This window comes from Paraburkholderia sp. WC7.3g, from assembly GCF_050436345.1.
GTDB lineage: Bacteria > Pseudomonadota > Gammaproteobacteria > Burkholderiales > Burkholderiaceae > Paraburkholderia > Paraburkholderia podalyriae.
The window spans coordinates 2,630,493-2,647,885 of the sequence record NZ_JBNDMA010000002.1; the positions used below are offsets into that span (position 1 = coordinate 2,630,493).

Below are 17,393 nucleotides of genomic sequence, written 5' to 3' on the forward strand. Positions count from 1 at the left end.
TCTCCGGTCCCATGCAGTCATTCATCATTGCGCCACGGCGCACATCTCAGGCGCGTTTGCGGCGACTGCGGTACGTATCGAGCACCACCGCGATCACGATCACCGCGCCGGTGATCATCCGCTTGGTCGGCTCGTTCGCACCGATCTGCGCCAGGCCCGCCGCCAGCACCGAAATGATCAGCACGCCAAAGAACGTGCTGATCACCGAACCGCGCCCGCCCATCAGACTCGTGCCGCCGATCACGACCGCCGCGATCACCTGCAGCTCCACGCCGACGCCCGCATTCGGATCGGCCGCCTCGAGCCGCGAGATCTGAAACAGCGCCGCGAGTCCCGACAGCGCGCCCATCAGCGCGAATACGATCACCTTGTACGGCCGCGGATTGACGCCCGCGAGCCGCACCGCTTCCTCGTTGGTGCCGATCCCGACCAGGTAACGACCGAACACCGTGCGCGTTAGCATCAGCTGCGCGATCACCATCACCGCGACCGCGATCAGGAAGGCCGGCGAGATGCCGAGCGCGATCGGGTTCGACAGAAAGTCGAACGCGTCGCCGATATACGCGGTGCGCGAATTGGTCATCTGATACGCCATGCCGCGCGCCGCCTCGAGCACGCCGAGCGACACGATGAACGACGGAATCCGCCAGCCCACCGTCACCGCCCCGGTCACGGTGCCGGTCAGCGCCGCGACCGCGACACCGAGCAGCGCACCCGCGGCCGGCCCCCAGCCCCACTTGAGCGTCACCACGCTGACCACCGACGCGCCGAGCGCGAGCACCGAGCCCACCGACAGATCGATGCCCGCGATGATCAGCACGAAGGTCATGCCGACCGACATCACGACGAGATCCGGAATCTGGTTCGCGATCGTGCTGAACGTGTCGTAGGTCAGAAAGTGCGAGCTCAGCAGCGAGAACAGCACGATCATCGCGAGCAGCGCGCCGGCGAGACCCAGGTAGTTCGAAAAGCCGAGCCGCGTGCCGGCCGGCTTGCCGCTCGCGAGCGGCGCCGACGGATCGGCGGGCGGCGTCGCACCGGGTGCGTCCGGCGCGCCGGCTTGCTTGCCGTCCAGCTGGCCGTCCAACTGGCCGTCCAACTGGCCGTCCTGTTTGACACCCGCCGCCTCGCGCCACGATTGATCGGTCATCACAGACTCCCTGGCTGGTTGACGCCATGCGTGTGCAGCAGCGCCTCGCGGCCGCGGTAGCCGGCGAACGCGGCCGCGAGCAGCGCATCCTGGCTCCAGCTCGCGCGCTCGAACACGCCCGTCATGCTGCCCGCCGACATTACGCCGATCCGATCGCAGATCAGCATCAGCTCGCGCAGATCGCTCGACACCACGACGAGCGCGCGGCCGTCGCGAGCGAGCGCGCCCATCAGGCCGTAAATATCGAACTTCGCGCCGACGTCGATGCCGCGCGTCGGTTCGTCGAACAACAGCACGCGGCAGTCGCGCGCGAGCCAGCGGCCGATCACGACCTTCTGCTGGTTGCCGCCCGACAGCTCGCCGACGATCTGCGCGGGCCCTGAGCTGCGAATCCGCATTGCGGCGATCTGCTTGTGCGCCAGCGCATTCTCGCGCTTCGCGTCGACGAGGCCGTGCCGCGCGACGCTGCCGAGATTGCCGAGCGACAGGTTGGCCGCGACCGGTTGCGGCAGCAGCAGGCCTTCGCCTTTGCGGTCTTCGGTGATCAGCGCGATGCCCGTGCGCACCGCGTCCGCCGGCGAGTCGATTCGCACCGGCGTGGGCGGCGCGCCCGGCGTCGCGGCGAGCGACACGCTGCCGCCGTCTTTCCGATCGGCGCCGTAGATGAGCCGCATCAGCTCGGTGCGGCCCGCGCCGATCAGTCCGCTCACACCGAAAATCTCGCCCGCGCGCACCTCGAACGACACATCGCGCACGACCTTGCCGCGCGCGAGCCGCTCCACTTTCAGCAGCGGCGCGCCGATGTTGCGCTCGCCGAGATCGATATGCTCGCCAAGCTCGCGGCCGACCATCCACGTGACGATCTGCTCGCTCGTCAGGTTCGCCATCGGGTCGACATGCACGAGGCGGCCGTCGCGCAGCACCGCGACCCGTTCGGCGACCCGCGCGAGCTCTTCGAGCCGGTGCGAGATATAGACGAGCGCGACGCCGCGCGCCTTGAGCCGCCCGATCTGCTCGAACAGCAGATCGACCTCGCGCGCGGTCAGCATCGCGGTCGGCTCGTCGAGGATCAGCACGCGGCAGTCGTCGATCAGGTTGCGGGCGATCTCGACCATCTGCTGATGGCCGATGCCCAGTTCGCCGACCAGCGTGTCGGGATCGATCGCATCGAGCCCGACCTGCGCCATCGCCGCGCGCGCGTTCTCACGCAGCTTGCCGTGATCGATCCAGCCGAAGCTGAACGCGCCCGCGCGCGGCAGCCGGTTCAGGAACAGGTTCTCGGCGACCGACAGCGTCGGCAGCAGATTCAACTCCTGCATGACCATGCGCACGCCGAGCGCCTCGGCCTCGGTGCGGCTCGCGGGCGCGTACGGCGCGCCGGCGAGCCGCATCGTGCCCGTGCTCGGCTCGACCAGCCCGCCGACGATCTTCGACAGCGTGCTCTTGCCCGCGCCGTTCTCGCCGGTCAACGCCAATACCTCGCCTGCTCGCAGCGACAGCGAGACGTCTGCCAGCACCGGTTCGGCATAGGTCTTGCCGATGCCGCTGACGGTCAGGACGACAGGCAAGGCGTCGTGGTCGATTGAATCCATCGCGCTCCTGGTTGCATGGCGCTTCTGGCGCCTTCGTGGCGTTTCGGCGGTCCGCTGCGCCTGGCCGCACAGCTCGCCGCTCCCGGCTGCCACGAGTCATGCCGGCCCCTCGCGCGAAATGCGCAGATGCTCACGGCCGCGCTTCCTCTCGCCGCGCGAGCCGCCGTCATGACGCTTATCTCTGGAATTAACGGCGCCGCGGCGGGTTTCTTGAGCGTTCGTTGAATAAAAGCGGATCGTCGGGGTTGCCGCATTGCCGCCGAAGCGTGCTGTTCGCGCGCTTCAGCGCGGCTTTTTGCGGTTTCCCGCGGGCTCTGCGGCTGCGCCCGGCTCGCGTTTGACGCCAGGCGCGCCGCGCTTACTTCAGTGTGTCTTTCGTCACGAGATCGACCGGCGTTTCGACGACGCCCGACAGCTGCGACTGCTTCTTGTGTTCGCTCAACGCCTTCAACGCGGTATCGATGCCGAACACGGCCTGCTTCGCGGCGTACTGGTCGGCGGTGGCGAGCACGCGTCCGTCCTTCAGCATCGGATGGATCGCGTTGATGTTGTCATAGCCGACCACCAGCACCTTGCCCTGCTTGCCGGCCGCGCGCACGGCCGACACCGCGCCGATCGCCATGTTGTCGTTGCCGGCGAGCAGCGCCTTCAGGTTCGGATACTCGTTGAGCATCGCCGAGGCGACCGCGTTGCCTTTGTCGATTTCCCACTCGCCCGACTGCACCGACACGACCTTCGCGCCGACCGCCTGCATCGCGTCCTTGAAGCCCGCGGTGCGCTGCTGCGCGTTGGTGGTGGTCGACACGCCTTCGAGGATGCCGACCTCGTCACCGGCCTTCAGGCTTTTTGCGAGGTAATCGCCGACGATGCGCGCGCCCTTGCGGTTGTCGGGGCCGACGAACGGCACGTTCAGGTCTTTCGACTTCAGCACGTCCTGATCGAGCCGGTTGTCGATGTTGACGACGATGATGCCCGCGTCGACCGCCTTCTTGACGACCGGCACGAGCGCCTTCGAATCGGCCGGCGCGAGCACGATCGCGTCGACCTTCGACACGATCATCTGCTCGACGATGCGGATCTGGTTGGCGGTGTCGGTTTCGTCCTTGATGCCGTTGGTGATCAGGTCGAACTTGCCGGGGTTCTGCTTCTGATAATCCTTCGCGCCGGTCTCCATGGTCAGGAAGAACTCGTTGGCAAGCGACTTCATCACGAGCGCGACCTTGGGCTTATGAGCGGGCGCGTTCTGCGCGTAGGCGGCGGAAAAAGGCAGGACGGCGGAGGCGGTGGTGAGAACTGCGACGGCAAGAATGCGGCGACGGATTCGATGGCTCATGCGTATCTCCATGGTTGTCAGCTCGCGGACGAGCCGTATTTTTAGTGATGCGCAAACGTTTGCGAGGCTATTCTCAGCGCAAGCCTTTTGGATTGTCAACGAATCGCGGTGTTGCAGCGCACCGCCGCGCACCCTGTGCGCCGCCGCAGTGGGTTCGCTCGATCCGGGCAGCGTGTGGCAAGGTTCCCTCGCTCAGTCCGTGCAGTCGATGTCGCCCGTGCGTCGCACGCGACGCGACGTACCGGCCGCTTATGCCGGCCTGGTATCGCGCGCGCTGCAAGCGAAACCGCGAGGAAATCGCAAGGTGCGCCGGCTACAGCCAGCCGGCCTTGCGAAAACGCCGGTACAGCAAGAAGTCGATCGCCAGCATCACCAGCAGAACGACCGGATAGCCGAACTTGAAATGCAGCTCGGGAATGCGCTCGAAGTTCATCCCGTAGATACCGGCGATCATCGTCGGCACCGCGAACAGCGCCGCGAACGAGCCGAGCCGCTTGGTGATTTCGCTCTCGGCGAGCGAGATCATGCCGAGGTTCACCTGCACCGCCGTGACGACGATTTCGCGGCGCCCTTCGATGGTTCTGACGATCCGGTCGAGGTGATCGTAGACGTCGCGAAAGTACGCCTGCATGCCCGCGCAGACGCTTGGAATGCGCCCACCCGTCAGTTTGCCGATCGCTTCCTGCAGCGGCACGATATGGTGCTGCAGGATCACGAGCCGGCGCTTCATCGTGTACAGGTCTTGAACGATCGCGCGCGAGGCGGCCGAATCGTTCTTTTCGAAGATGCGGTCCTCGAGCGTTTCGAGCTCGGTGCTCATCGCCTCGATGACCGGGAAATAACGGTCGACCACCTCGTCGATCAGCGCGTACAGCACGAACGCCGAGCCTTCCTTCAACAGATGCGGCTCGTGCTCGCAGCGCGCACGCACTCTCTGAAAACCGGTGCGCGTGCCGCGGCGCACCGACAGCACATAGTTGTCGCCGACGAACACGTCGACTTCGCCGATCACTAACTCGCCCTCGTCGTCCCTCTCGACCGTGTGCATCACGGTAAACAGCGAATCGCCGTACTCCTCGATCTTCGGGCGCTGATGGCCGTGTTGCGCGTCTTCGATCGCTAGCTCGTGCAGGTTGAACTCGTCTTTCATGACCGCGAGTTCGTCGGGGCTCGGGTCTTTCAACGCGACCCACACGAAGCACTCGGGCCGCGCGACGTAGTCGCTGATGCCGTCGATATCGATGTCAGCGAGCTTCCGGCCGTCCTGATAGGCGGCGCAATTGATCAGCATGTTCGAATTACCTTGCATACGGAAGCAGACCGGGCCGCCCTGCCGCGTAAGCGTTGCGTAAGACGGGCGACGGGTCTGCATGAACGGACAAGCGCGCTTGCAGCCGGCTTGCAGCAGCCGACATGTTAAGGCGGGATGCATAAGCCGCGCGTATCCAATTGTTAATGATCGACGACACGCTACTGCGCGACCCGCTGCAGGCCGATGCGGTGATCGTCGTTGAACGTGACCGAGGCGCGGTTCGTGTAGCGCGGATCGGCCGTCACGATAAAGTTCAGTTCGACGACCGGATCGAACTGCGTCGATACGCCGATCCGATGCGCGCCGGCGGGTAGATAGAACACCACATGCTCGCCGTTCATCAGGTCGGTCACGCGCTCGCCGTCGATATAAACGAGCGCATCGCGGAACCGCACGATCACGTCGCGCGAACGCTCGCGCCGCAGGTCCACCGCGACGAGGCCGGGGCCCGGCTGCGTATAGCCCGGTCTGACGATGCGCTCGGCCGGCACCAGTTTGAATGGCACCGGCTCGGCCGGCGTCGACGCGCAGCCGGCTAACGTGATCAGGTTGATCGCAACGCATAGGGCCAACGCGGCGCAGCGTGCGGAGCCGGCCATCCGTGCGGTTCGGCCGCGGCAAGACAGGCGCATTGGCATGCTGGTTCTCCCGTGTGCTCTCGATTGTGGGCCGATTGTGGGTCGGCTTTCCGACTACGCGGTGCGGGTCGTCGTCGTGCGTCCGCGTGATCGGCAGACACCGTACGCTAATACGCGTGAGCTGTTGCGCATCATAGCAACGCGCGGGCATCACGCCAGCCAACGCCGACGGGGCTCGGGCGCCGCGCCTCTTGCATGGCGCAGCGTTCTTCTTCATGATCGTTACGAAGGCGGCCGCACTGGCGGTTGGCCGTCGTCGGACGCACGATCAGGGAGGCTGCGATGTGGTATTTCACCTGGATTCTCGGCGTGGGTGTGGCGCTCGGCTTCGGCATCATCAACGTGATGTGGCTCGAGACCAACGGCAAGTTCGCGCGCGACCCGCGCCCCGATGCCGCCGCCGCGCCGCGTGAGGACAAGCCTGCGTGAGCTCGCTGGTTTTCTTTTGCGGTCATGCGGGCACGGGCAAGACGACGCTGGCGAAAAAACTGTTCGGCCCGCTGGTGAAAGCGAGCGGCATCCCCTTCTGCCTGCTCGACAAGGACACGCTGTACGGCGGCTATAGCGCGGCCGCGATGTCCATGCTGACCGGCGATCCGAACGATCGCGACAGCCCTCTTTTCCTGCAGCATCTGCGCGAGCCCGAGTATCGCGGCCTCATCGATACCGCCCGCGACAATCTCGAACTCGGCGTCAGTGCGTTGGTCGTCGGCCCGCTGTCGCGCGAGGTGCGCGAACGGCGTCTGTTCGACCATGCGTGGCTTGGCGTCGCGCCGGACGTAACGTTGCGTGTCGTGTGGGTGCACACGTCGGAGGATGTGGCGCGGCAGCGGATCGTCGCGCGCGCGAATCCCAACGATGCGTACAAGCTCGCGCACTGGGACGACTACCGACAGCGCCGGTTCATGCCGAGCGGCGCGAGCCGCGATGGTCTGCTGATGTTCGACAATACCGCGCCGGAGTCGGCGGACTACGAAGCGCTCGTTGCGCGGATCATGGCTGGCTGACGGCCGCCGTCACCCGCAAAGCGCAGCGCAGGCCCGGTGATGGGCTGAATAACGAAAAATCCCCGTCCGTCATCGACGTATGGGGATTTTTATTTGTCGCGAGCTATTGCAGCATCAAACCGTCGCCATCGCCTCCAGCGACTGCCCTTCGTACAGCTTGCCGAAGCGGTTCGACAGAAAATCGCCTAGCGACACCTGCTCCTGCCGCACGAAGCCTTTTTGCGGCAGCTTGCGCTCGCGGAACAGATCGAGCACCGCGCACATCGCGCCGGCGGTCGTGATCTGGATCGCGCTCATCGGCACGCCGCAGACGGTCTTCGCGAAGATCTTGCGCGTGAACACCTCCTGCACGAGCTGACCGTCGCGCATGCCGCTCACGGTGATGAACACCAGCACGACGTCCTGCGCGGTCGACGGCACCGAGCGGCGCATGATGGCTTTCAGCGTATCGCGGTCGCTCGACAGACGCAGGTCCTCCAGCAGGAACTGCATCAGGTTGCGATGACCTGGATAGCGCACCGACTTGTAGTCGAGCGATTCGACGCGTCCCGACAGCGTTTCGCACAGCGTGCCCAGGCCGCCCGACGTGTTGAACGCTTCGTACTCGGTGCCGTCGAGCGAGAAATGCTCGAGGCCTTCGAGCGGCTGCACCCACTGCGTGCGGCCGTCGCGGATCGCTTCGCACGGCTGGCAGTATTCGTTGATCAGACCGTCGACGCTCCACGTCAGGTTGTATTTCAGCGCATTGGTCGGAAACTCGGGCAGCGCGCCGACGCGCATCTTCACATCGCGGATTTCCGTGAAGCGGTTCGCGAGCTCATGCGCGGCAATGCCGATGAAACCCGGTGCGAGACCGCACTGCGGCATGAACGCGTGATCGGCATCCTCGGCAATCGCTCGGATCGCGTGCGTCGCGCGCACGTCCTCGGTCAGGTCGAAGTAATGGACACCCGCGCCCTTCGCGGCCGATGCGACGTTGACCGCGAGGTAGTACGGCAGCGCGTTGATCAGCACGTCGAAGCCCTGGATCGCGGCGCGCAGCACGGCGGCGTCGGCGGAATCGATGCGGCACGTCGGAATGCCCTGGGCCGCGAGCTTGTCGAGCGCGTGCTGATCGCGGTCGAACGCGACGACTTCGTAGTCGCCCGTCTCGCGCAGCATATGGGCAATGGTGTGACCGATCAGACCTGCGCCAACGATAGCTACTTTCATCTGCTTCTCCTTGTTATCCATGTGTCTTCGAGCTTGGAAAGGGCGCCGCGCGTTGCGCGCGGCGCCTGCGGACCGAATCCTTGAATGACAGTGTAGGAAGAAGCAAAAACAGTTCATACGCGCAAAATGCTGCGGTATGACCATCAGGTTCGACGTTCTGACGAACGCGTAAAACGATTCGTCGAAATGTCGTAGAAAAAGGCGCTAACAACGGGCTCGCGAAGGATTCGCGAAGCGCTCGCGAAAAGGTCACGCCGCGCGCTGGCTCAAACCGTGCCGCGGTCGATCTTGCGCGCGAGAATGATCGACGTCGTGGTCCGCTCGACGCCTTCGAGGCCGCCGATCTGATCGAGCAGATCGTTGAGCCGCTCCGGTGAATCGGCGCGCAGCCATGCCACGTAGTCGAACTCGCCGCTCACCGCGCACAGCAGCTGCACTTCGGGCATTTTGCCGAGGCGCTTCTGCACGGCCGGCCCGTGCTTCGGCGCGATGATGATGCCGACGTACGCGACGATGCTCGAATCGAGCACGTCCTGACCAAGCCGCACGCTGTAGCCGGCGATCACGTTGCTGCGCTCGAGCCGCGCAATGCGCGCGATCACGGTCGTGCGCGCGACGCCGAGCTGCCGCGCAAGGTTCGCGACGCTCTCGCGCGCGTTGGCTTGAAGCAGTGCAACGAGGTTGCGGTCGAGGTCGTCGAGCTGGTCGAGGCGCGGAGGTCTCATCGAAAGGGCGAGGAAGTTGGTGTGGAATGTCGCGGATTATCGCGCGTCTGCACGCGGCGGCACCATGTCACGCTATCCGGTCACAGATGCACGGCAGATTGTGGGGCGGCCTCGGCGCAGTGTGTCGGCGCGACTGCCGCTCAGGCGCGAGCCGTTTCGCGTTCGTTTCGGTTGTAAGCGTTTGTCGCACACACACCGTATGCCAGGGTTAACGTGTTACTAATAGCGGCGACGGGCGACTGCGGCAGCCGCTTGGCGGACGCCGCATTCGCCGCTGGCGCGGGTAAGACGCTCGCCGCGCGCCGTGTCTCAATAACGAACAGACATCAGGAGTTTCGATGAAAAAAGCACTGGTTATGCTGGCTACGGCCGTTTCGATGGGCGGCGCGTTCGCCCAAACCGCCGCGCCGGCCGCGGCGCCGGACACCACAGCATCGGCCTCCGCGGCCAAGGCCGGCCACGAACGCAACGTCGAAGACCGCATCGCTTATCTGCACTCGCAACTGAAGATCACGCCCGCGCAGGAAACGCAATGGAAGGCGTTCGCCGACGTCATGCGCAGCAACGGCGAAACGATGGGCCAGCTGTTCGAGCAGCGCAAGTCAGCCACCAACGTGAGCGCGCTCGACGACATGAAACAGTACGCAACGATCGCGCAGGCGCATGCGGACGGCATGAAGAAGCTCGTCGATGCGTTCGATCCGCTGTATAGCAGCCTGTCGCCGGAGCAAAAGAAGCTCGCGGACGCGACGTTTCACCGGGGCGGCCCCGAAGGTGGCCGCCATCACGGCCATCACGGCAAGGGCACGAGCGGCAAGCCCGCGGCCGAAGCCGCGAGCGACGCGACCGTGAAGCCGTAATCAAAGGGCGCCCGCGGCGGGGGTTGCCGCGTTGCGGGCGCGGATCCGTTCGGACGCATTTGACTTGAGCCATTCCCGTTGCGCCCGAAAAGCGGCTTGCTCACCTCCCCTCCGCCTTTCAGAATGCCCCGCCCGGCCCATGCATCTGGCATGATTCGGTGCGCGACGTCCGGGCCGGCCATCCGTCCCAGCGACCGACACACGACCGCCGCAAAGCGGCAAATCTCACCGCAACACCTACTCCTAATCTCCCGCCCGCTTCATGACCGAACTCAGAAATCTCGATCTGCGTGACGATCCGCACGCCCAACGCGTCGTCAAGGACGAAACGGTCAGCGTCGAATTCGCCGCCGCCGAAGGCCAGTTGATGAGCCTCGAAGGCCCGAACCGCTATGTGCGCGGCGACGCGCTGATCACCGGCTCGACCGGCGACCGCTGGGTCGTGTCGCGCGAGCGCTTCGACGCGAAGTACCTGCCCGCCGATACCGCGCTCGCGCACGGCCAGGCCGGCGCCTATCGCAACCGCCCGGCGGTCGTGCTTGCCCGTCGGATGGACGAGGCCTTCTCGCTCGCGCGCTCGGCCAGCGGCGGCGACGTGCTGCACGGCGCGGCCGGCGACTGGGTCATGCAATATGCGCCCGGCGACTACGGTGTCGTGCAGGCCGCGCGTTTCGCGAAGGTCTATCGGCTCGCGGACTGAGACAAGTTCATCCGCGCTTTCATCCGCGCTTCATCCGCGCTTCACGCGAACTCGTCGCCGAGATCCACCGTGACTTCGCGCGGAACCGCCTCTCGGTTCGCGTACATTTCTTCGAGGGAGCCGAGGCTCGCTTCGACGTACGCGCGCAATACCGCGAAGCTGCGGCCGCGCAGCCGCGCCGGCATCGCGCGATAACGCGCGAGCGCCGCCGGCGCGATCGCGACCGTCATCACGATACGGCGCGCGGTCGAACCGAAGCGCATCGCTACCCAGTGGATCGTCAGCGTGGGCGCGCCGTCGTCGGCCGCACGCTCGATGAACTGCGTCTGCTCGGGAAACAGATCGCTGATGACGCGCGCGAGCTCGTCGAACTCGGGATGCGCGCAGTCGTATTGGTAAGCTTCCATGAAGGCTGCCGGGAAAAGAGGATACTGAAACGTAGGCGCATTTTAGAGAAACGCCGAGGGGATAGCGAGGCGCGTGGCGCCGGCCACCCGGGCGCCGATTCGCTTCATTCGCTCACACCACGACCGGCCGCCGGTAACTCCGTATCAGCAAACCCGCGACGAACAGCGCCGCCACCGCATAGATCGTATCGACCGCCGCGAGCGGCAGCAGCCGCGCCTGCGACATCGCCGCGGGCACGTCGATCAGCGCGTGCACCACGATTGCGAGCGGCAGGATGACGCGCGAGCCGGCCCGCACGCCACGCCACATCAGCACCGACAGACCGATCTGAAACACCAGCGCCGCGATGCGTTCAAGCGCGAAAATCCCGGCCAGTTGCGGCGACAGGCTCGCGAGAATCAGATGCACGCGCATCACCGCTTCGGCCGGCAGATTGCCGAGATAGTCGCCGAGCCGGCCGCGGTTTTCGAGGACCGCGAACACGAGCCACTGGCACTGCACGAGCACGCCAACCATCCACGCTTCCGCTCCGCCGTGGCCGAGGCCGTAGCTGAGCGCGACGCCATCGTCAGCGCGCAATGCGGCGGTCCGCGGGTCGGCAGTCGTGCTGGCGGGGGTGCTGGTGCCCGCGCTTGCTTCGACGCCGACGTTCGCGTCGAGGTTCGCCATTCGGCGCGCGACCGGCCGCGCCGCCGCGCGCTTCACGAGCAGCCGCATGCCGAAGAACCGCCCCACTTCCTCGCAAACGCCCGCGGCCAGCGCACCGTAGACGACGAACGCAATCGGCTGCGCAAGGAACGCCGCGGTCGCGTCGTTGCCGCGCAGCAGATAGTCGTTCAGCGCACGCTCGATCACCATCGCGAACAGCGCGAACACCGCGACGCCGGCGATCGCGTCGCGCGGTCTGAGCCCGAGCGGCCGGCGCAACTGCCGGTAAATCAGAAACGGTAAAGCGGCGATGACGAGCGTGGCGAGCGCGAGGCTCGCGAGGGTAAGCGGTGGCACGACCATGTGTATCCTTGCGGGGTTCGTTGCAATCCCCGGCGCGCAACCGCTGCGCGCCGCAGCCCCGAATGATCGCAGATTGATCGGAACTCAGCGCGCGGTCGACGCGCGCACGATCAGCTCACCGGGCAGCAGGCAATCGCGCGCGCCCATCTGCGCGCCTTCGATGCGCTCGTGCAGGAATTCGACCGCGCGATAGCCGATGTCGTAGGTCGGCTGACGGATCGTCGTGATGCCGGCGAGCTCGGCCCAATCCGGATCGTCGATAGAAAGCAGCGCGACGCGGCTCTGCCAGTGCGCGCCGAAACGCGCGTTCAGATGCAGCGCGACACACAACGCGACCGGTGCGTTGGCCGCGAACAGCGCGACGCGTGCGGTGGCGCCGGCGGGCTGGGCAGCGTCGCCGACCAGCGAGTCGATCGCACGATCCAGCGCCGCGAGGCCGCGCTCGAGCGCGGCCGCATCGGCGAGATCGAGCACCAGCGTGTGACCGCGTGCGCGGCCATCGTCGCGCATCGCGCGATCGAACGCTGCGACGCGCAGTTGCCGCGAGCTGACCTGCTCGAATGGCTGCACGATGAACCAGATATGCTCGAAGCCCCGTTCGAGCAAATGCCGCGTGCCGAGCCCGGCGGCCGCGCCATTGTCGAGACCGACCATGTCGGCGACCAGCCCCTCGACGCGCCGATCGACCAGCACCGCCGGAATCCCGCCGTCGCCGACCGGCCGCAACGTCTCTTCACGCACGCCGAGCGCGTTGACGATCACGCCTTCCACGCGATACGTGGTCAGCAGTTGCAGATAACGCCGCTCCATCTCGACCTCGTTCGCCGCGTGGCAGATCAGCGGCATCAGACCGAGCGCGTGACACGCGGCCTCGACGCCTTGCAGCACTTCGACGGAGTACGGATTGGTCAGGTCGGCGACCAGCATGCCGATCAGCCGGTTGCGGCCGCGCTTCAGGCCGCGCGCCATCTGGTTCGGCTGATAGTCGAGCCGCGCGATCGCGGCTTCGATGCGCGCTCGCAGCTCGGGCGACAGCGCGCTGATCTCACCGTTGAGATACCGCGAGATGCTGGTCTTGCCGGTGCCGGCTTCGCGCGCGACATCGGTGATGGTCGCGCGGCGCGTCGCCGCGCGCGGACTTCCGGGTGGCGGGCTGGGCGGGGTCGTGCTCATTTCGTGCTCATTCGCTGATCGCTCGTGTCGGACCGCGGGCGGACGCTGACGCGCCGCCCCGCGATTCATCTGGCCAGTACGTCACGATTGACGATGTTCGTCGTCAACGTGCCATCGAGCGCGGCGACCAGGTTCTGCGCCGCGTTGAGCGCCATCGCATGACGGGTTTCGTGCGTCGCCGAGCCGATATGCGGCAGCGCGACCACGTTCGGCATGGAAAGCAACGGCGAGTCCGCCGGCAACGGTTCGGTGTCGAACACGTCGAGGCCCGCGCCGTGAATCGTGCCGTTGCGCAGCGCCTCGATCAGCGCCGGTTCGTCGACGGTCGCGCCGCGCGACGCGTTGATCAGGATCGCGCTCTTCTTCATCGCGCGCAATTCGGCCGCGCCGATCAGATGCCGCGTCTCTCGCGTGAGCGGCACCTGCAGACAGACGAAGTCGGACTGCGCGAGCAATTCGGCCAGCTCGACGCGCCGCGCGCCATACGCCTGCTCCGCTTGGTGGTTCGCGCTGCGGTTCGTATACAACACCTTCATGTTGAAGCCGAGCGCCGCGCGTCGCGCGACCGCGCCGCCGATCCGCCCCAGGCCGACGATGCCGATCGTCTTGCCCTGCACGTCGAGGCCGAACTGCGCGGGCCCGATGCTGGTGCGCCACTGCCCCGCCCTGACCCAATCGGCCAGCTCGACGACGCGCCGCGCGCACGCGAGGATCAGCGAGAACACGGTATCGGCGGTCGATTCGGTCAGCACGTCCGGCGTGTGCGCGAGCACGATGCCGCGACGCGTGAGGTCGTCGACGTCGAACTGGTCGTAGCCGACCGAGATCGTCGACAGCGCCTTCAGCCGGTTCGCGCCTTCGAGCATCGCCGGCGTGATCTGCGCGCTCGCGCCGATGCCGCCTTCGGCATCGCGCAGCGCGGCGACGAACGCATCATGCTGCGACGGATCGACCTGCACGACCTGCGCATGCTGTTGCAGATAGGCGAGCACATCCTCGGGCAGCGACTTCCAGGCGACGATCTTCTTCATCAGCTAATTTTCCTTGCGACGGTGGCACGAGCGGGGCCGCGTTTTTCGACGCTGGCCGGCTTGACGGCAAGCGTCAGGATCACCGCGGCGACGAGCGTCACGCTCATGAATGCGTACGATGCCGCGGGCGATCCGGTCGCGCCGTTCAGATAGCCGACCACGTACGAGCCGACGAACGAACCGAGCGCGCCCATGCTGTTGATCAGCGCCATCGCGCCGCCCGCGACGTTCTTCGGCAGCAGCTCCGGTACGATCGCGAAGAACGGTCCATACGGCGCGTACATCGCGGCGCCCGCGATCACGAGCAGCGCATACGATACCCAGAAATGCGCGGAGCCGAGCCCGTACGACGCCGCGAACGCAATCGCACCGATCAGCAGGAACGGCCACACGAACGCCTTGCGGCGGTTGAGTTTATCCGATGCCCACGAAGCTGCAAGCATCGCGATCGTCGCGGCCAGATACGGCAGCGCCGACAGCCAGCCGGTTTCCACCATGCCGAACGACGAGCCGTTCTTCAGGATCGACGGCAGCCACAGCACGAAACCGTACACGCCGATGCTCCAGCAGAAATACTGCGCGCACAGCTTGATCACCGCGGGCGTGCGAAACGCCTCGCTGTAATTGCGCACCGGCTTGATCGCCGCCTGCTCGGCGCGCAGCGTCTGCGCGAGCGCGTCCTTTTCCTGCTGCGACAGCCACGACACCTGCTCGGGCTTGTCCTTCACGAGGAACCACCAGCAGATCGCCCAGATGATCGCGGGCGCGCCCTCGGCGATGAACATCTGCCGCCAGCCGAACGAATGCACGAGATAGCCCGACACGACCGACATCCACAGCACCGTGACCGGGTTGCCGAGAATCAGGAAGGTGTTCGCGCGCGAACGCTCGCTCTTCGTGAACCAGTTGCTGATGAAGATCAGCATCGCCGGCATCACCGCGGCTTCGACGACGCCGAGCAGGAAGCGGATCGCCATCAGCGACGGAATGTTGCTGACCATGCCGGTCAGCGCGGCACAGCCGCCCCACAGAACGAGGCTCCAGAACACGAGCTTCTTCACGCTGCGGCGCTCGGCGTAGATCGCGCCCGGAATCTGGAAGAAGAAATAGCCGAGGAAGAACAGCGCGCCGATCAGCGACGCGAGCCCCTTGCTGATGCCGAGATCCTGGTTGATGCCGGCCGCCGACGCGAAGCCGAAATTCGCGCGATCCAGATACGCGAGGCTGTAGGTGATGAACACGATCGGCATGATCGTCCACCAGCGGCGAATCGCAAGCGATGAGGTCATGGAAGTCTCCTTGGACGGCGTCGTCCCGAATCAATGATGAAAAAATCTGGGCGCGCTGACGGCGCTCTCGTTGTCGTCGATGCTGGGTGTTTATGCTCGTCGTCGATGCGCTCCGATACGCGTCAGGCCGCGCTTGCGACGCCCGGCACCTCGGCGAGTTCGAGCGCGTCGAGTTCGGCGCGGCTCGGCAAACCTTCGGAATCGCCGATTACCTGGATCGCGAGCGCGCCGATGCGGTTGCCACGCGCGACCGCCTGCGCGAGCGTGCGGCCTTCGAGCAGCGCGCTGATCACGCCGACCGCGAAACCATCGCCCGCGCCGACCGTATCGACGACGTTCGCGACCGGCCGGCCGGCGATCGTCGCGGCATCGGTCGCGGTGCGGTAATACGCGCCCTGCGCGCCGAGCTTGACGATCACGCCGCGCGCGCCGCGCTCGAGGTAGAACTTCGCGATGTCCTCCGGCTGCGTGTAGCCGGTCAGAAGCTCGCCCTCGGCGATGCCTGGCAGCACCCAGTCGGCGAGCGCGGCGAGCGCGTTCAAGCCTTCGACCATCGCCGCGCGCGACGGCCACAGCGTCGGACGCAGGTTCGGGTCGAACGAGATCGTCCTGCCTGACCCCCGCATTTCGCGCGCCAGGTGGAACGCGAGTTCGCGCGAACTGGCCGAGATCGCCGGCGCGACGCCGGTCAGATGCAGATGACGCGCGCTCAGCACGTAATCGGCGACGTAGTCGTCGAGCGACAGATGGCTCGCCGCCGAGCCCTTGCGAAAATATTCGACCGCCGGGTCGCTGCCGTCGTCGTTCTTCGACTTCAGCTGGAAGCCGGTCGGGTAGCGCGCGTCGGTGCTCACGCAGCGCTGGTCGATGCCCTCTTTCGTCAGCGTGTCGCGCACGTACCGGCCGAACGAATCGTCACCGACGCGGCTCATCCAGCCCACCCTGAAGCCCAGTCGGGACAAGCCGATAGCGACGTTCAGGTCCGCGCCGGCAATGCGCTTCGTGAAGTGCCCGACGCCCGCGAGTGGGCCGGTTTCGGCGGCGACGAACATCGCCATCGCCTCGCCGTAGGTGATCACATCGAGGACGGGATACGGGTGGATCATGCTGGGCTCCTGGCGGTGCTGGTGATGCGGGTGATTCGTGTTGCCGCGTTGCGCGTCTACACGCGGGCGAGCCAGTTCACATAACGCGCGGCATCCGCGTCGATCCGGCTCGCGTCGAACGGAAACTCGATGCCGCGCGGCACATCGCGCGGCAGACGGTCGAGGACCGCGCGGAATGGCGCGTCATCGTCGGCCGGTGCGGTCGCGAAGCGCCGCGCGCCCTCTCCCGCCGTGGTCTTGCAATGGATGTACTCGACATGGGGCGCGAGCTGCGGGGCAATCTGCAGCGGCGCGACGTCGAGCCACGCCCAGTTGCCGGTATCGAAAGTCATGCCGAGCACGCCCGCGTGGCCTTCGCGCGCGAGCGCGTCGAACAGCCCGACGAACTGCGCGGGCGAGCCGCCCTGCGCCAGTTGCCCGTTTTCGACGACGACTCGTGGATGCGCGCCGCTCGCGACGTGCGCGGCGATGGCCGCGCCGTCAGCGTCGCCCGCGAAGCCACCGAGTTGCAGCTTGACGAAGCGCGCGCCGAGCGTGGCCGCCTGGTCGAGCTCGACCCGCAGTGCGTCGGTATCGAGCTGGCCGTGCGCCGCGTACAACGATGCCGGCGTCGAAAACACCGACCACAGGCCTAGATCGGCCAACGCCGCGCCGAGCGCGCGCAGCCGTTGCGGGTGCGCGTCCGCGGCACTCGCGAACAGTTCGCGGCGCACTTCGAACCCGGCCGCGCCGGCCCGCTTTGCCGCCCGTGCCCATTTCAGATGACCGTCGGCGCGCACCGCATTCATGCCGAACGCGCTGGCGACGATCACGATCTCTACTGCTTCAGTCATGCCGAATGCGCTC

At 66.3% G+C, this 17,393-nt stretch carries 18 protein-coding genes; 4 read left to right on the forward strand and 14 right to left on the reverse strand.

Going from position 1 to position 17,393, the window contains the following annotated elements:
- Positions 1–46: 46 nt before the first annotated feature.
- From OKW43_RS23495 to OKW43_RS23515, 5 genes are all read right to left on the reverse strand, one after another.
- Positions 47–1,150, reverse strand: coding sequence for an ABC transporter permease (locus OKW43_RS23495; protein WP_429450166.1), 1,104 nt, complete (start codon positions 1,148–1,150; stop codon positions 47–49).
- A complete protein-coding gene (locus OKW43_RS23500) occupies positions 1,150–2,742 on the reverse strand; it encodes a sugar ABC transporter ATP-binding protein (RefSeq protein WP_429450168.1) in 1,593 nt (530 codons plus the stop codon). Before OKW43_RS23500 ends, OKW43_RS23495 begins: the two co-directional genes overlap by 1 nt.
- 358 nt (positions 2,743–3,100) lie before the next feature.
- The gene (locus OKW43_RS23505; RefSeq protein WP_429450170.1) at positions 3,101–4,075 is read right to left on the reverse strand and encodes a sugar ABC transporter substrate-binding protein; all 975 of its coding nucleotides are present in this window, start codon (positions 4,073–4,075) and stop codon (positions 3,101–3,103) included.
- A gap of 313 nt (positions 4,076–4,388) precedes the next feature.
- A complete protein-coding gene (gene corA / locus OKW43_RS23510; protein ID WP_429450172.1) occupies positions 4,389–5,366 on the reverse strand; it encodes a magnesium/cobalt transporter CorA in 978 nt (325 codons plus the stop codon).
- A 179-nt stretch (positions 5,367–5,545) separates the two neighbouring features.
- Complete coding sequence (locus OKW43_RS23515) at positions 5,546–5,986, reverse strand: hypothetical protein (protein ID WP_429450173.1); 441 nt, start codon at positions 5,984–5,986, stop codon at positions 5,546–5,548.
- A gap of 321 nt (positions 5,987–6,307) precedes the next feature.
- On the opposite strand from OKW43_RS23515, the gene cydX reads away from it, so the two are divergent.
- Both cydX and OKW43_RS23525 read left to right on the forward strand, forming a co-directional pair.
- A complete protein-coding gene (gene cydX / locus OKW43_RS23520; RefSeq protein ID WP_026228716.1) occupies positions 6,308–6,454 on the forward strand; it encodes a cytochrome bd-I oxidase subunit CydX in 147 nt (48 codons plus the stop codon).
- The gene (locus OKW43_RS23525) at positions 6,451–7,032 is read left to right on the forward strand and encodes an AAA family ATPase (protein WP_429450176.1); all 582 of its coding nucleotides are present in this window, start codon (positions 6,451–6,453) and stop codon (positions 7,030–7,032) included. Before cydX ends, OKW43_RS23525 begins: the two co-directional genes overlap by 4 nt.
- A 114-nt stretch (positions 7,033–7,146) precedes the next feature.
- Here the strand turns inward: OKW43_RS23525 and OKW43_RS23530 are convergent, their stop codons facing one another.
- Together OKW43_RS23530 and OKW43_RS23535 are read right to left on the reverse strand one after the other, a co-directional pair.
- Entirely contained in the window at positions 7,147–8,244 is a 1,098-nt protein-coding gene (locus OKW43_RS23530; protein ID WP_429450178.1) for a saccharopine dehydrogenase C-terminal domain-containing protein, read from the reverse strand.
- A 266-nt stretch (positions 8,245–8,510) separates the two neighbouring features.
- Complete coding sequence (locus OKW43_RS23535) at positions 8,511–8,969, reverse strand: Lrp/AsnC family transcriptional regulator (protein ID WP_008922942.1); 459 nt, start codon at positions 8,967–8,969, stop codon at positions 8,511–8,513.
- A 338-nt stretch (positions 8,970–9,307) separates the two neighbouring features.
- Here OKW43_RS23535 and OKW43_RS23540 point away from each other — a divergent pair, with 338 nt between their 5' ends.
- Together OKW43_RS23540 and OKW43_RS23545 are read left to right on the forward strand one after the other, a co-directional pair.
- Positions 9,308–9,829, forward strand: coding sequence for a Spy/CpxP family protein refolding chaperone (locus OKW43_RS23540; RefSeq protein ID WP_429450180.1), 522 nt, complete (start codon positions 9,308–9,310; stop codon positions 9,827–9,829).
- A gap of 262 nt (positions 9,830–10,091) precedes the next feature.
- Positions 10,092–10,529, forward strand: a complete 438-nt coding sequence (locus OKW43_RS23545) for a PGDYG domain-containing protein (RefSeq protein ID WP_187636409.1) — start codon at positions 10,092–10,094, stop codon at positions 10,527–10,529.
- A 41-nt stretch (positions 10,530–10,570) separates the two neighbouring features.
- On the opposite strand, the gene OKW43_RS23550 is transcribed toward OKW43_RS23545, so the two are convergent.
- The 7 genes from OKW43_RS23550 to OKW43_RS23580 form a co-directional block, all read right to left on the reverse strand.
- Positions 10,571–10,936 carry a DUF3022 domain-containing protein gene (locus OKW43_RS23550; protein ID WP_187636408.1) on the reverse strand — a complete coding sequence of 122 codons (366 nt, stop codon included), beginning with the start codon at positions 10,934–10,936 and terminating at the stop codon, positions 10,571–10,573.
- 112 nt (positions 10,937–11,048) lie between these two features.
- The gene (locus OKW43_RS23555) at positions 11,049–11,948 is read right to left on the reverse strand and encodes a YhfC family intramembrane metalloprotease (protein WP_429450182.1); all 900 of its coding nucleotides are present in this window, start codon (positions 11,946–11,948) and stop codon (positions 11,049–11,051) included.
- 84 nt (positions 11,949–12,032) lie between these two features.
- Positions 12,033–13,121, reverse strand: coding sequence for a LacI family DNA-binding transcriptional regulator (locus OKW43_RS23560; RefSeq protein ID WP_429450184.1), 1,089 nt, complete (start codon positions 13,119–13,121; stop codon positions 12,033–12,035).
- A gap of 65 nt (positions 13,122–13,186) precedes the next feature.
- Positions 13,187–14,152, reverse strand: a complete 966-nt coding sequence (locus OKW43_RS23565) for a 2-hydroxyacid dehydrogenase (protein ID WP_429450186.1) — start codon at positions 14,150–14,152, stop codon at positions 13,187–13,189.
- A complete protein-coding gene (locus tag OKW43_RS23570; protein ID WP_429450188.1) occupies positions 14,152–15,441 on the reverse strand; it encodes an MFS transporter in 1,290 nt (429 codons plus the stop codon). Before OKW43_RS23570 ends, OKW43_RS23565 begins: the two co-directional genes overlap by 1 nt.
- Before the next feature lie 122 nt (positions 15,442–15,563).
- A complete protein-coding gene (locus OKW43_RS23575) occupies positions 15,564–16,547 on the reverse strand; it encodes a sugar kinase (protein ID WP_429450190.1) in 984 nt (327 codons plus the stop codon).
- Between the two features lie 56 nt (positions 16,548–16,603).
- Positions 16,604–17,380: a sugar phosphate isomerase/epimerase family protein gene (locus tag OKW43_RS23580; RefSeq protein ID WP_429450192.1), complete on the reverse strand. Its 777-nt coding sequence runs from the start codon at positions 17,378–17,380 to the stop codon at positions 16,604–16,606.
- Between the last annotated feature and the right edge of the window lie 13 nt (positions 17,381–17,393).

Excerpts from the sequence above, each read along its gene's own strand:
- OKW43_RS23495 (WP_429450166.1), bottom strand. The coding sequence starts at position 1,150 with ATGACCGATCAATCGTGGCGCGAGGCGGCGGGTGTCAAACAGGACGGC.
- OKW43_RS23500 (WP_429450168.1), bottom strand. The coding sequence starts at position 2,742 with ATGGATTCAATCGACCACGACGCCTTGCCTGTCGTCCTGACCGTCAGC.
- OKW43_RS23505 (WP_429450170.1), bottom strand. The coding sequence starts at position 4,075 with ATGAGCCATCGAATCCGTCGCCGCATTCTTGCCGTCGCAGTTCTCACC.
- corA (WP_429450172.1), bottom strand. The coding sequence starts at position 5,366 with ATGCTGATCAATTGCGCCGCCTATCAGGACGGCCGGAAGCTCGCTGAC.
- OKW43_RS23515 (WP_429450173.1), bottom strand. The coding sequence starts at position 5,986 with ATGGCCGGCTCCGCACGCTGCGCCGCGTTGGCCCTATGCGTTGCGATC.
- cydX (WP_026228716.1), top strand. The coding sequence starts at position 6,308 with ATGTGGTATTTCACCTGGATTCTCGGCGTGGGTGTGGCGCTCGGCTTC.
- OKW43_RS23530 (WP_429450178.1), bottom strand. The coding sequence starts at position 8,244 with ATGAAAGTAGCTATCGTTGGCGCAGGTCTGATCGGTCACACCATTGCC.
- OKW43_RS23535 (WP_008922942.1), bottom strand. The coding sequence starts at position 8,969 with ATGAGACCTCCGCGCCTCGACCAGCTCGACGACCTCGACCGCAACCTC.
- OKW43_RS23540 (WP_429450180.1), top strand. The coding sequence starts at position 9,308 with ATGAAAAAAGCACTGGTTATGCTGGCTACGGCCGTTTCGATGGGCGGC.
- OKW43_RS23545 (WP_187636409.1), top strand. The coding sequence starts at position 10,092 with ATGACCGAACTCAGAAATCTCGATCTGCGTGACGATCCGCACGCCCAA.
- OKW43_RS23550 (WP_187636408.1), bottom strand. The coding sequence starts at position 10,936 with ATGGAAGCTTACCAATACGACTGCGCGCATCCCGAGTTCGACGAGCTC.
- OKW43_RS23555 (WP_429450182.1), bottom strand. The coding sequence starts at position 11,948 with ATGGTCGTGCCACCGCTTACCCTCGCGAGCCTCGCGCTCGCCACGCTC.
- OKW43_RS23560 (WP_429450184.1), bottom strand. The coding sequence starts at position 13,121 with ATGAGCACGACCCCGCCCAGCCCGCCACCCGGAAGTCCGCGCGCGGCG.
- OKW43_RS23565 (WP_429450186.1), bottom strand. The coding sequence starts at position 14,152 with ATGAAGAAGATCGTCGCCTGGAAGTCGCTGCCCGAGGATGTGCTCGCC.
- OKW43_RS23570 (WP_429450188.1), bottom strand. The coding sequence starts at position 15,441 with ATGACCTCATCGCTTGCGATTCGCCGCTGGTGGACGATCATGCCGATC.
- OKW43_RS23575 (WP_429450190.1), bottom strand. The coding sequence starts at position 16,547 with ATGATCCACCCGTATCCCGTCCTCGATGTGATCACCTACGGCGAGGCG.
- OKW43_RS23580 (WP_429450192.1), bottom strand. The coding sequence starts at position 17,380 with ATGACTGAAGCAGTAGAGATCGTGATCGTCGCCAGCGCGTTCGGCATG.